The organism is Micromonospora humi (assembly GCF_900090105.1).
In the GTDB taxonomy this organism is placed as follows: Bacteria; Actinomycetota; Actinomycetes; order Mycobacteriales; family Micromonosporaceae; genus Micromonospora; species Micromonospora humi.
Genome location: NZ_FMDM01000004.1, coordinates 165,832 through 178,207 on the forward strand (window position 1 = coordinate 165,832; position 12,376 = coordinate 178,207).

Here is a 12,376-nt window from a genome sequence, read left to right on the forward strand (position 1 = left end):
CCTTCTCTACGCCAGGCGTTAAGAAGGGGCCCTTCCTTATCCCGCTCAGTGGGCGCCGAGGTGGGCGAGCAGGTCCTGGCGGGTCAGCACACCCTTCGGCTTGCCGTCGACGAGCACCAGAGCCGCGTCGGCCTTCTCCAGCAGCCCGACCGCCTCGCTGACCGGCTGCCCACCGCCGATCATCGGCAGCGGTTCGCCCATGTGCCGCTCGATCGTGTCGTGCAGGTGGGCCTGGCCGGTGAAGAGCGCGTCGAGCAGGTCACGCTCGGCGATCGAGCCGGCCACCTCGCCGGTCACCACCGGCGGCTCGGCCTTGAGCACCGGGAGCTGGGAGACGCCGTACTCGCGCATGTAGTCGATGGCGTCGCGGACCGTCTCGGTCGGGTGCACGTGCACCAGCTCGGGCAGGCCGCCCGGCTTGCCGGCGAGCGCGTCGGCGACGGTCGGCTCGGTGCCCGAGTCGTCCAGGAAGCCGTACCGGGCCATCCACTTGTCGTTGAAGATCTTCGACAGGTAGCCCCGGCCGCCGTCCGGCAGCAGCACCACGACCACGTCGTCCGGGCCGGCCTTGCGGGCCACCTCCAGCGCGCCCACCACGGCCATGCCGCAGGAACCGCCGACCAGCAGCCCCTCCTCGCGGGCCAGCCGGCGGGTCATCTCGAAGGACTGCTTGTCGGACACCTCGACGATCTCGTCGGCGACCGAGCGGTCGTACGTCGTCGGCCAGAAGTCCTCACCGACGCCCTCGACCAGGTAGGGCCGGCCGGTGCCGCCGGAGTAGACCGAGCCCTCCGGGTCCGCGCCGACGACCTTGACCCGGCCCTCGGACGCCTCCTTCAGGTAGCGGCCGATGCCGGAGATGGTGCCGCCGGTGCCGACGCCGGTGACGAAGTGGGTGATCTTCCCCTCGGTCTGCCGCCACAGCTCCGGGCCGGTGGTCTCGTAGTGCGAGCGCGGGTTGGCCGGGTTGCTGTACTGGTCGGGCTTCCACGCGCCGGGGATCTCCCGGGCCAGCCGGTCGGAGACGTTGTAGTAGGAGCGCGGGTCCTCCGGCGCGACGGCGGTCGGGCAGACCACCACCTCGGCGCCGTACGCCCGCAGCACGTCCTGCTTGTCCTGGCTGACCTTGTCGGGGCAGACGAAGACGCAGCGGTAGCCCTTGAGCTGGGCCACCAGGGCCAGCCCGACGCCGGTGTTGCCGCTGGTCGGCTCCACGATCGTGCCGCCGGGGCCGAGGATGCCGGCCTTCTCGGCGTCCTCCACCATGCGCAGCGCGATCCGGTCCTTGACCGAGCCGCCGGGGTTGACGTATTCCACCTTCGCCAGCACGGTCGCCTGGATGCCCTCGGTGACGTTGCGCAGGCGGACCAGCGGGGTGTTGCCGATCAGCTCGACGACGTTGTCGTAGTACTGCACCTCGTTGTGCCCTTCGTCGCGCCGCCGTCGTGGGGCGGCCGGTCAGCCGGTTTCGCCGCCCAGCGTACGTGCCGTCAGGGCGTGACATGCCCCGGGATGACGGAGCTGCGACGTGCCTCCCACTCCAGGAACCGTTCGGTCTCGGCGAGCACGCTGCCGGCCAGCCAGGTGACCATGACCGCGTCGTCGGCCAGCCCGAAGATCGCCAGCGGGATCTCCGGCAGCAGGTCGATCGGGGAGACGACGTACGCCGCCGCCCCGGCCATCAGCGCCAGCCGCAGCCCGCCGTCGTACTCCCCGCGGCCGGTGGCCCGGATCATCCGGGGCAGCGCCGCCAACCGGACGCCGAGCGACGGCCCGCCGCGCGCTCCGGCCGCCAACGCCCGGGCCAGCGCGGCGAACGCGGCGCTGCGCTTCAACGTCTTCCCCATGATTCCGCCCTTCTCCGCCCGACCAGGGTGCGCCCCGGGGGCAAGCCCACCCCTCAGGTACCCAGAACGACCGTCCGCCAGCCACCCGATCAAGGACAGCAACGGTCGTGCCGGCGCGATACTGTCGGCTCATGGGGGACGCTGGTTCCGTCGCGCCGGTCCACCGGCAGCGCGCCTGGCGGATCGCCCGCCTCGCGGCGATCGGCACGGGCGCCACGGTGGCGGCCACGGCCGCCACCGGTGGGGTGCTGCTCGGCCAGGCCCGGCAGGCCCGCCGCACCATCCCGATGGCCGAGGCCCCGCCGCCGCGCTGCGACGGCGTCTACGGCGCGCGCCTCCCCGGAGCGCCGGTCACCGTGGTCGTCCTGGGTGACTCCTCCGCCGCCGGCTACGGCGTGCACCGGCGCCGTGAGACGCCCGGGTCGCTGCTGGCCACCGGGCTGTCCCGCCGCCTGCACCGGCCGGTGCGGCTGCACCGGTTCGCGGTGGTGGGCGCCCTGTCGGCCGGCCTGAAGCCGCAGGTCGAGTCCGCGCTGGAGGTCGCGCCGGACGTCGCCGTGGTGCTGGTCGGCGGGAACGACGTCACCAACCGCACCCCGCCCGCGGTGGCCGTGCGCTACCTGGTCGACGCGGTCCGCACGCTGCGCGCCGCCGGCTGCGAGGTGGTCGTGGGCACCTGCCCCGACCTGGGCACGATCCGGCCGATCCAGCCGCCGCTGCGGTGGCTGGCCCGGCGCTGGAGCCGCCAGTTGGCCGCCGCCCAGACGGTGGCCGTGGTGGAGGCCGGCGGCCGGACGGTCTCCCTGGGCGACCTGCTGGGGCCCCGGTTCGCCGCCGAGCCGGGCCGGATGTTCGCCTGGGACCGCTTCCATCCCTCCGCGGAGGGCTACGCCATGGCCGCCGCGGCGCTGCTGCCCACCGTGCTCTCCGCGCTGGGGGCGGTGCCCGAACGCAGGCCTTCGCTCGCCGGCCTGGAAGGCGTACGGTCGCTCCCGGAGGCCGCCCACACGGCGGCCCGGCACGCCGGCACGGAGGTCAGCGGCGCCCAGCTCCGGGGCCGCGACCGCGGGCCCGGCGGGCGGTGGGCCCAGCTGCGCCGGCGGGCCTTCTTCGGCGTCGGCGCGGTGCCCCCGACCGGCACCGCCGCCGACTCGGCCACGCTGGAGGGAACGGCATGAGCGAGCGCAGCGTCGGACACCGGGAGGTGACGGCATGAGCGGATCGAGTGAGGCGGCCCGGTGGGGCCGGGCCGCGGCCCTGTCGCTGCTGGCCGGCACGGTGGGTGGGGCGGCGGTCCTCGCCGGCCAGGCCATCGCCGCCCGCACCCGGGAGTACGCGCAGCCCGAGCTGGGGCTCGTGCTGCGGGCCACGGTCGGAAGGGCCGACGCGCCACCGCTGCGGCTGGTGCTGCTCGGCGACTCGTCGGCGCTCGGTGTGGGCGTCGACCGGTTCGAGGAGACCATCGGCGGCCAGCTCGCCCATCTGCTCGCGGAGGGGCCGACCGGCCGGCGGGTGCACCTGTCCAGCGTCGGCGTGTCCGGGTCCCGCGCCACCGACCTGGCCACCCAGGTGGCCCGGGCGCTGCTCGGCGAGCGGCCGGACGTGGCGGTGGTGCTGATCGGGGCGAACGACGCCACCGCGTTGAGCCGCCCGGCCGACGCGGCGGCCTACCTCGGCTCGGCGGTCCGCCGGCTGCGCGAGGCCCACGTCGAGGTCGTCGTGGGCACCTGTCCCGACCTGGGCGCGGTGCGCGCGGTGGCCGCCCCGCTGCGCCAGGTGCTCGGCTGGTCCGGGCGGCGGATGGCGCGGGCCCAGACGACGGCCGTGCTCGACGCCGGGGGGACGGTGGTCGACCTGGGCACCGAGACGGGTCCGGTGTTCCGGGCCGACGCCGGCACGCTCTGCCGCGACGGCTTCCACCCGTCCGCCGACGGCTACCGGGTCTGGGCGCACGCCCTGCTCCCGGCGGTCGAGGCGGCGGCCGCGGTCGCGTTCCGGCACCACCGCCGCCCGCCCGCGGGGTGACATTTCCCGCCCGGCGCGCGGCTTCCACGGAAAGTTACCCGCGGGTTAACGTTGGTTCATGCCGATTGAGTCGCCCCGCGACGCCGTCATCGTCGCCACCGCCCGGTCCCCCATCGGTCGCGCGTTCAAGGGTTCCCTGCGCGAGGTCCGCCCCGACGACCTGGCCGCCACCATCGTCCAGGCCGCGCTCGACAAGGTCCCGGCGCTCGATCCGACCACCATCGACGACCTCTACCTCGGGTGCGGCCTGCCCGGCGGCGAGCAGGGCTTCAACATGGCCCGGGTGGTCGCCACGCTGCTCGGCCTGGACGGGCTGCCCGGCGCCACGCTGACCCGCTACTGCGCCTCCTCGCTGCAGACCACCCGGATGGCGATGCACGCGATCCGGGCCGGCGAGGGCGACGTGTTCGTCTCCGCCGGCGTGGAGATGGTCTCCCGGTACGCCCGGGGCAACTCGGACACCCTGCCGCCGGAGGCGCAGGCGCTGGTCGGCGGCGGCTGGGAGAACCCGCGCTTCGCCGGGGCGCGGGAGCGGTCGAAGACCCGCGCGCAGGCCGGCGCCGAGGTGTGGAGCGACCCGCGGGAGGCCGGCGAACTGCCGGACGTCTACCTCGCCATGGGTCAGACCGCGGAGAACCTGGCCCAGGTGCACGACGTCACCCGCGAGGACATGGACGCGTTCGGCGTTCGTAGCCAGAACCTGGCCGAGAAGGCGATCGCGGACGGCTTCTGGGCCCGCGAGATCACCCCGGTCACCACGCCGGACGGCACGGTGGTCGGCGCCGACGACGGCCCGCGTCCCGGGGTGACCCTGGAGGCGGTGTCCGGGCTGAAGCCGGTGTTCCGACCGGACGGCCGGATCACCGCCGGCAACTGCTGCCCGCTCAACGACGGCGCCGCCGCCGTGGTGATCATGAGCGCCGAGCGGGCGTCCGAGCTGGGGCTCACCCCGCTGGCCCGGATCGTCTCCACAGGCGTCACCGCGCTCTCCCCGGAGATCATGGGCCTCGGCCCGGTCGAGGCGTCGAAGCAGGCGCTGAAGCGGGCCGGCATGACCATCGACGACGTCGACCTGGTCGAGATCAACGAGGCGTTCGCCGCCCAGGTGATCCCGTCGTACCGGCAGCTCGGCATCCCGGAGGAGAAGCTGAACGTGATGGGCGGCGCGATCGCGGTCGGTCACCCGTTCGGCATGACCGGCGCCCGGATCACCGGCACCCTGCTCAACGCGCTGGAGTGGCACGACAAGACCATCGGTCTGGAGACCATGTGCGTCGGCGGCGGCCAGGGCATGGCCATGGTGCTCGAACGCCTCAGCTGAGGCCGGTTCACCACGGCTCGCGGCGGGTACCGGAACCCGCATGGCGACCGTCGTGGAACGCGAGCGCAAGTTCTCCGGCGACGACGGGTTCCGGCTGCCCGACCTGACCGGGTGCGGTGGCGTCGTGACGGTGTCCGACGCCACCTCCTCGGATCTGGACGCCGTCTACTGGGACACCGACGACCTGCGCCTGCTCCGCAGCGGGCACGCGTTGCGGCGGCGGACCGGTGGGCACGACGCGGGCTGGCACCTGAAGGTGGGCGCGGTCGGCGGCGCCCGGGTCGAGCACCGGTTCCCGGCCGGGGCCGCCGACGCCGGCCCGCCGCCCGAGCTGGCCGCGTTGATCCGCGGCGCGTCCCGGGGCCGCCCGGTCGCGCCGGCGGCGAGGATCGTCAACCACCGCCGCGAACACCGGCTGCTGGACGCGGACGGTCGGGTACTGGCCGAGGTCGCCGAGGACGACGTCCGCTCCGAGGACCTGGTCGACGGCGTCGCGCTGACGTGGCACGAGGTCGAGGTCGAGCTGGTCGAGGGCGACGAGGAACTGCTCGACGCGGTGGCCGCCCGGCTCACCGGGGCCGGCGCCGGGGAGGTGCCGGTCAGCAAGTCGCACCGCGCGGTCGCCGGGCGCCTGGCCCGGTTCGACGACGGCCCACCCACCGGCCCGGCGGGGCCGGTCATCGGATACGCCCGCGCGCAGCGGGACGCGATCGTCGGCAACCACGCGGCGGCGTACCAGGGGGACGAGGACGCGGTGCACGACATGCGCGTCGCGGTCCGCCGGCTGCGGGCGACCCTGCGGACGTTCCGCGGGCTGTGGGACCGGCGGGAGAGCGAGGCGGTCCGTGCCGAGCTGCGGTGGCTCGGCGGTGAGCTGGGCCGGGTCCGCGACGTTCAGGTGATGGCCGCCCGGCTGGACACGGCGGTGCACGACCTGCCGGGCGAGCTGGTGCTCGGCCCGGTCCCGGCGCGGATCGGCGAACGGTTCGCGGCCGACCTGGCCCGGTCGACCACCGCGCTGCGGGCGGCGCTGGACGCTGACCGCTACCCCGACCTGCTGACCCGCCTGGACCGGCTGCTCGACGGCCCGACCGGCGAGGTCGACCGCCGCTGGGTGGACCGGCGCATCCGGCGGGTGGTGCGCCGGGCCGACGACCGGCTGGACGCGGCGCTCGCCGTCGGCGGGGCGGCCGGGGACGTCGCACTGCACGAGGCGCGCAAAAAGTACAAGGCAGCCCGCTACGCGGTCGAGGTCCGCGAACCCGCAGTGGGCGGGCCGGCCGCCCGGCTGGTCAAGCGGTTCAAGGCGCTCCAGGACCTGCTCGGCACCCACCAGGACTCGGTCGTGACCCGGGAGGTGCTGCGTCGCCACGCTCTGCGGGCGTTCACCGAGGGCGAGAACACCTTCACCTACGGCGTGCTGCACGCCCGGCAGGCCGAGGCCGCCGGGCACGACCGGCCGGCGGTGCTGCGGGCCCGGGACCGGGCCCGACGCCGCAAGGTACGCCGCTGGCTGCGGCGCTGACCCGCCTCGAAGCCTGCCGGCCGGGGCGCCCGGGACGGGGACGGCGGGGGCAGCGGCCGAGGGCTCGCGGTCAGAGGGCGGAGCGGGTGCGGGTCACCGCGTCGACGGCGCCGGCCAGCACCGGCTCCGGCGGGGTGGCCAGGGCCAGGTCGGCGGCGACCACCCGGAGCTGGTCGGGCAGGGCCAGGTCAGTGGGAAGTCGGGGCACCTCCCGACGCGGCTCGCCGGCCGCGTCGGCGGCCAGGTTGGCGAGTTCCTGGACGAGCTTGTGCACCAGGTCCGCCCGGGACACGTTGCCGCTTCCGGCCGGCGCCGACCAGCGCGGCTGTTGCCAGTGCCCGACCTGTCGGACCAGCAGGGTCACCGCCCGGTCCAGCTCCGCTGCGCTCATCGCCGCCGAGTGTACGACGGTCAGCGCCGCACATAGCTGAGCAGGCGCAGGATCTGCCAGTACAGGAAGATCAGCCCGACCAGCAGGCCGAACGCGCAGTACCAGGCGTAGCGGCGGGGCAGCCGGTTCGCGGCGGACCGTTCGACCAGGTCGAAGTCGAGGACGAAGCTGAGCGCCCCGGCGATGATCGCGACCACGGAGAAGACGTACGGCAGCCAGCCCACCCGGCCGGTCAGGCTGTAGACCGCCAACCCCTGCCCTCCGGTGACCAGGTACGCCACCAGGTTGACCAGGCCGATCGCCAGGATCCCGACGAGCGTGCCGAGCACCAGCCGGGCCAGCCGCGGGGTGGCCCGGACCAGCCGGGCCCGGTAGAGCAGGGACATGCCGAGGAACACGCCGAACGTGCCGACCACGGCCTGCGCCACGATGCCCGGGTAGACCAGCTCGAACGCCCGGCTCGCCACCCCGAGCAGCAGCCCCTGGAGCACCGCGTACCCGACGACGACCGGCGGGCTGGTGACCTGCTTCAGCGAGATGACCAGCACCAGGGCCAGGCTGGCCAGCGCGCTGCCGGCCAGCGCCGCCGGCACCCACGCCGCCTCCGGCACCACCACCCAGGCCACCGCCGCGGTGACGCCGGTGAGCAGCAGCAGGCCGACCGTCCGGGTGACCACGTCGGCCACCGTCATCGCGTCGGTGGCGCCCACCCCCAGCACCCGCCGTTCGGTGCGCCCGACGTCGTCCAGCCGGTCCAGCACCGGATTGGCACTGCGCACCGTGACCTCCTCGCGCCGGCGTACCCGAGTCCCACTCTGCCCCGGACGGCCCGGCGGGGACGGGAAAACGGCGACGCCCGCCGCCGCGGATGCGGCAGGCGGGCGTCGGCGACGGGGCGGGACGGTCAGTCGTCGCCCTGGAAGTAGCTGAGCAGCCGCAGGATCTCCAGGTAGAGCCAGACCAGGCCGACCACGATGCCGAACGCGGCCGTCCAGGCGTAGCGCTGCGGGAGCCCCATCCGGACCCCCTCCTCGATCTGCGCGAAGTTGAGCACGAAGCTCAGCGACGCCACCACGATGCAGACCAGGCTGAAGCCGATCGCGAGCGGGCTGCCGTCGCGCAGGTGCGTGTTCACCCCGAACAGGGACAGCACCAGGTTGACCAGCATGACGCCGAACAGGCCGGCGATGATCGCCACCATGATCCGGGCGAACTTCGGGGTGGCCCGGATGATCCGCGCCTTGTAGATCATCGCCATCAGGAAGAAGACGCCGAAGCTGGCCGCCACCGCCTGGAGCACGATGCCGTCGTAGAGCGTGTTGAACGCCTTGCTGACCATGCCGACGAAGACGCCCTCGACGATCGAGTACGCCACCACGAGCGCCGGGTTGGCCATCCGGGAGAACGAGATGATCAGGCCGAGCGCCAGGCCGACCACCGCGGCGCCGATCCAGGCGACGCCGACCAGGGCATCCGGCACGAGCACCCAGGCCGCGGCGGCCGAGGCACCGAGGATGGCGAGCATGAGGACCGTCTTGACGACCACGTCGTCGATGGTCATCGGCGTCACGGCGGGCGGGGCCACCGGCTGGCCGTAGCCGCCCGGGTAGGGCTGCTGCTGCGGGTATCCGGGCTGACCGTACGGCCCGGGCTGGGCGTACCCGGCCGCCCGCTCACGCTCGGCCGCCTGGCCGAGCCGGGCGAGCACCGGGTTCGTGGACTTCACTTCTCAGGCCTCCCTCAGGGGGTCGTTCGCACGTAGACGTGCGCCTCCAGGGTAGACGGGGCGCACAGACCGCGTGCGGCGCGAAGCTGTGGGAAAGCTGAGAGTTCGGGTGCCCGGGGCGGGGGTCGAACCCGCACGCCTTTCGGCAGCCGCTTTTAAGGCGGCCGTGTCTGCCGTTCCACCACCCGGGCGGGTGACACCGGCGCGCCGAGAAGCGGCCGTGCAGATCTCACCGTAGCGGCTGCGCCGCGCCCCGGCGTACCCCGGCGGGTGCGGCCGATAGGGTCGGGGCCGTGACCAGCGCCGCCCGCGCGGCCCCCGGGCCCGACCGCGACCAGGCGGTCCGCCCCGCGCCGGTGGTCGCCACCACGCGGGCGGCCCGGCTGCGGGCCGTCGCCCGCCGACACCGCGCCGACCTGCTCGTCGGGTTGCTGTTCGTGGTGTTCGCCGGCTGGCTCACCCACGGCCTGTGGCCGGCGCCGGGCACCCGGATGCTCGCCCTCAACCCCGCCGACCAGACGCTCTACGAGTGGTTCCTGGCGCTCGACGCCCGGGCGCCGCGGGGCGACCTCGGTCTGGTCACCGACCGGCTCAACGCGCCCGACGGGGTCAACCTGATGGCCAACACCTCGGTCCTCGCGCTCGGCGTGCTGCTCGCCCCGGTCACGTGGGCGTTCGGGGCGCCGGTCACGTTCGCCCTGCTGGTCGCCGGCAACCTGGCCGGCACCGCGGTCGCCTGGTATCTGCTGTTCACCCGGACGCTGCGCGCCCACCGGCTCGCCGCCGGTCTCGGCGCGGCGCTCTGCGGCTTCGGGCCCGGCATGGTCTCGCAGAGCAACGGTCACCTGCACATGACCGCGCAGTGGCTGGTCCCGGTGCTGGTCTGGCTGGTGGTCCGGCTGCTTCGCGCGGCCGACCCGGCCGGTCGGCCGGAGGGACCGGAGCGCCGCCGGATGGCATCCTCGGCGGCCGGGCTGGCCGCCACCGTCTGCGTCGGCGTCTTCGTCGGCGAGGAGGTGCTCTTCCTCACCGCGCTCACGCTGGCGGTGATGGCCGTCGCCTACGGGCTGGCCGACCGGGACCTGGCCCGGCGGGCGCTGCCCGGCTTCGCCGGCGGGCTGCTCTGCGCCGTCGGGCTGGCGCTGCCGGTGCTGGCGTACCCGCTCCGGGTGCAGTTCGCCGGTCCGCAGGGCGTCGCGGACGGGATGTTCCCGGCGACCTACTTCTCCGCCGACCTGGCCGGCTGGACCCGGCTCTCCGCGCTGACGGTGTTCGGCAGCCCGGACTCGGTCCGGCTGACCACCGGCCCGGCCGAGTTCACCACGTTCCTGGGCTGGCCGCTGCTGCTGGTGGCGGCCGGCTGCGCGATCTGGTCGGGGCGACGCCCGCTGGTGCTCGCCACCGTTGCCGGGGCGCTGGTCATGGCCGCGCTCGCGCTCGGCCCCGAGGTCGTGGTCGGCGGGGAGCGCACCGGCCTGCCCGGCCCGTACGCGCTGCTGGACGGCCTGCCGGTGGTCGACGGCGCGCTGCCGACCCGCTTCGCCCTGGCGGTGCTGCCGCTGGTCGGCACCCTGCTCACGCTCGCCGTGCACCGGGCGCTGCACGAGCCGGGTCCGGCCCGCCGGCTGGTGCCGTTCGCGGTCGGCGCGGCGCTGCTCAGCGTCTTCCCGGCGCCGCTGCCCGCCGTCGACCGGCCGCCGCTGCCCGAGTTCGTCACCGGCGGCCACTGGCGTCAGTGCGTACGCCCCGGCGGGGTGCTGGTGCCGGTGCCCACGGCCACCCCGCAGCAGCCCGGGCCGATGCGCTGGGCCACCGCCACCGGCGTCGGGTTCGGCATGCCGGAGGGCTTCTTCATCGGCCCGTACGGTCCCGACGGCTCCGCCACCATGGGCACCTGGCAGCGGCCCACGTCGGCCCTGCTCGCCGAGGTGGCCCGGCGAGGCGTGGCGCCGGCGGTCGGCGACCGGCAGCGCCGCCAGGCCGTCCGGGACGTCGACGCGTGGGGCGCGTCCTGCGTCGCGCTGACCGACGACGCCCCGCACGCGGAGCTGCTGCGCCGCACGCTGGAGTCGCTGTTCGGGCCGGGCACCCGGATCGCCGACGCCTGGACCTGGCGGTTCTGACCGGTCCGGACACGGCGAAGGGCCCCTCCCGTGCGGGAAGGGCCCTTTCGCGTACGGCTCAGACGCGCGCCGCGCCGACCGGCGGGGCGGACGCCTCGGAGAACTCCTCGCGCGGGTCGTGCAGCTGGCCCAGCGCGACCACCTCACGCTTGAGGAAGAACGCCAGCGACCAGTCGACCACCACCCGGACCTTGCGGTTGAACGAGGGGATCCGCGACATGTGGTACGTCCGGTGCATGAACCACGCCGGCCAGCCGGTCATCTTGACGCCGTAGACCTGCGCCACGCCCTTGTGCAGGCCGAGGCTGGCCACGCTGCCGGCGTGCTTGTGCTTGTAGTCGACCGGCTCGCGCCCGCGGACCACGTTGACGATGTTGTCGGCCATCCGGGCCGCCTGCCGCACCGCGTGCTGGGCGCTCGGCGAGCAGAAGTTGCCCGGCTCCTTGGTCAGGTCCGGCACGGCGGCGCAGTCACCGGCGCTCCAGGCGCCCTCGACCACCCGGTCGCCGTCCACGATCTGCAGCGTCGGCCGGCAGGTGACCCGACGACGCTCGTCGCGGGGGAAGTCGGTCGCGTCCAGCATCGGCGACGGCTTCACGCCGGCGGTCCAGACGATGGTGTCGGACGGGAAGCTGTCGCCGTCGGAGAGCTTCACCACCCCGTCGACGCAGGACTCCAGCCGGGTGTCCAGCCGGATGTCCATGTTCCGCTTCATCAGCTGCTGCACCGTGTAGGCGCCCATGTCCCGGTCGACCTCGGGCAGCACCCGCTGGGTCGCCTCGACCAGCACCCAGCGCATCTCCTCCGGCTTCAGCTCCGGGTAGTAGCGCAGCGCGTCGCGGGCCATGTCCTCCATCTCGGCGAGCGCCTCGATGCCGGCGTAACCACCGCCGACGAAGGTGAACGTCAGCGCGCGACGGCGGACCTCCGGGTCGGTCGTGGCGGCCGCCACGTCGAGCCGGTCCAGCACGTGGTTACGCAGGAAGATGGCCTCGCCGATGGTCTTGAACCCGATGCCGTTCTCGTGCAGGCCGGGAATCGGCAGGGTGCGGGAGACCGAGCCGGGGGCGACCACCACGTGGTCGTACGGGATCTCCCGGGCCGGGCCGCTGATCGGCTGCACCACGGCGGTCTTCCGCTCGTGGTCGATCCGGGTGACCGTGCCGGCCACCACCGTGCACTTGCGCAACTCCCGCCGCAGCGGCACCACAGCGTGCCGCGGGGAGATGTTGCCGGCCGAAGCCTCCGGGAGGAACGGCTGGTACGTCATGTGCGGCTGGGGGTCGACGACGACCACCTCGGCCTCACGGGAGCTCAGCTTCTTGGACAGGCGCAGAGCGGCGTACAGGCCAACGTGCCCGGCACCCACGACAAGGATCCGCTTCGGATTCACGTCATCCATCTTTCCCCGGCCGGCT

General features: G+C 74.6%; 11 protein-coding genes and 1 tRNA gene. 5 read left to right on the forward strand and 7 right to left on the reverse strand.

Features of this window, described 5'->3' with window-relative positions:
- Nucleotides 1-45: 45 nt before the first annotated feature.
- On the reverse strand, nt 46-1,416 hold the full coding sequence (locus tag GA0070213_RS09045) for a cystathionine beta-synthase (RefSeq protein WP_091060606.1): 1,371 nt from the start codon (nt 1,414-1,416) through the stop codon (nt 46-48).
- 74 nt (nt 1,417-1,490) lie between these two features.
- Nucleotides 1,491-1,847, reverse strand: coding sequence for a YkvA family protein (locus GA0070213_RS09050; RefSeq protein ID WP_091060610.1), 357 nt, complete (start codon nt 1,845-1,847; stop codon nt 1,491-1,493).
- Nucleotides 1,848-1,978: 131 nt separating this feature from the next.
- Here GA0070213_RS09050 and GA0070213_RS09055 point away from each other — a divergent pair, with 131 nt between their 5' ends.
- The 4 genes from GA0070213_RS09055 to GA0070213_RS09070 are packed head-to-tail and all read left to right on the forward strand — an operon-like array spanning nt 1,979 to nt 6,718.
- Nucleotides 1,979-3,025, forward strand: coding sequence for an SGNH/GDSL hydrolase family protein (locus GA0070213_RS09055; RefSeq protein ID WP_139128648.1), 1,047 nt, complete (start codon nt 1,979-1,981; stop codon nt 3,023-3,025).
- A 34-nt stretch (nt 3,026-3,059) separates the two neighbouring features.
- Nucleotides 3,060-3,872, forward strand: coding sequence for an SGNH/GDSL hydrolase family protein (locus GA0070213_RS09060; RefSeq protein WP_091060614.1), 813 nt, complete (start codon nt 3,060-3,062; stop codon nt 3,870-3,872).
- A gap of 58 nt (nt 3,873-3,930) precedes the next feature.
- Complete coding sequence (locus tag GA0070213_RS09065) at nt 3,931-5,193, forward strand: acetyl-CoA C-acetyltransferase (protein WP_091060617.1); 1,263 nt, start codon at nt 3,931-3,933, stop codon at nt 5,191-5,193.
- 40 nt (nt 5,194-5,233) lie between these two features.
- Nucleotides 5,234-6,718, forward strand: a complete 1,485-nt coding sequence (locus tag GA0070213_RS09070) for a CYTH and CHAD domain-containing protein (RefSeq protein ID WP_091060620.1) — start codon at nt 5,234-5,236, stop codon at nt 6,716-6,718.
- Nucleotides 6,719-6,788: 70 nt separating this feature from the next.
- Here the strand turns inward: GA0070213_RS09070 and GA0070213_RS09075 are convergent, their stop codons facing one another.
- From GA0070213_RS09075 to GA0070213_RS09090, 4 genes are all read right to left on the reverse strand, one after another.
- Complete coding sequence (locus tag GA0070213_RS09075; protein WP_091060622.1) at nt 6,789-7,109, reverse strand: hypothetical protein; 321 nt, start codon at nt 7,107-7,109, stop codon at nt 6,789-6,791.
- A gap of 20 nt (nt 7,110-7,129) precedes the next feature.
- A complete protein-coding gene (locus GA0070213_RS09080) occupies nt 7,130-7,888 on the reverse strand; it encodes a Bax inhibitor-1/YccA family protein (protein WP_091060625.1) in 759 nt (252 codons plus the stop codon).
- Nucleotides 7,889-8,013: 125 nt separating this feature from the next.
- On the reverse strand, nt 8,014-8,835 hold the full coding sequence (locus GA0070213_RS09085) for a Bax inhibitor-1/YccA family protein (RefSeq protein ID WP_091060628.1): 822 nt from the start codon (nt 8,833-8,835) through the stop codon (nt 8,014-8,016).
- Nucleotides 8,836-8,945: 110 nt separating this feature from the next.
- A tRNA-Leu gene (locus GA0070213_RS09090) sits at nt 8,946-9,026 on the reverse strand.
- Nucleotides 9,027-9,128: 102 nt separating this feature from the next.
- On the opposite strand from GA0070213_RS09090, the gene GA0070213_RS09095 reads away from it, so the two are divergent.
- Entirely contained in the window at nt 9,129-10,958 is a 1,830-nt protein-coding gene (locus GA0070213_RS09095; protein ID WP_091060631.1) for a hypothetical protein, read from the forward strand.
- A gap of 58 nt (nt 10,959-11,016) precedes the next feature.
- On the opposite strand, the gene GA0070213_RS09100 is transcribed toward GA0070213_RS09095, so the two are convergent.
- Complete coding sequence (locus GA0070213_RS09100) at nt 11,017-12,351, reverse strand: NAD(P)/FAD-dependent oxidoreductase (protein WP_091060634.1); 1,335 nt, start codon at nt 12,349-12,351, stop codon at nt 11,017-11,019.
- Between the last annotated feature and the right edge of the window lie 25 nt (nt 12,352-12,376).

Bases quoted from the DNA above. Each gene is read 5' to 3' on its own strand.
- GA0070213_RS09050 (WP_091060610.1), bottom strand. From the start codon at position 1,847: ATGGGGAAGACGTTGAAGCGCAGCGCCGCGTTCGCCGCGCTGGCCCGG.
- GA0070213_RS09055 (WP_139128648.1), top strand. From the start codon at position 1,979: ATGGGGGACGCTGGTTCCGTCGCGCCGGTCCACCGGCAGCGCGCCTGG.
- GA0070213_RS09060 (WP_091060614.1), top strand. From the start codon at position 3,060: ATGAGCGGATCGAGTGAGGCGGCCCGGTGGGGCCGGGCCGCGGCCCTG.
- GA0070213_RS09065 (WP_091060617.1), top strand. From the start codon at position 3,931: ATGCCGATTGAGTCGCCCCGCGACGCCGTCATCGTCGCCACCGCCCGG.
- GA0070213_RS09070 (WP_091060620.1), top strand. From the start codon at position 5,234: ATGGCGACCGTCGTGGAACGCGAGCGCAAGTTCTCCGGCGACGACGGG.
- GA0070213_RS09075 (WP_091060622.1), bottom strand. From the start codon at position 7,109: ATGAGCGCAGCGGAGCTGGACCGGGCGGTGACCCTGCTGGTCCGACAG.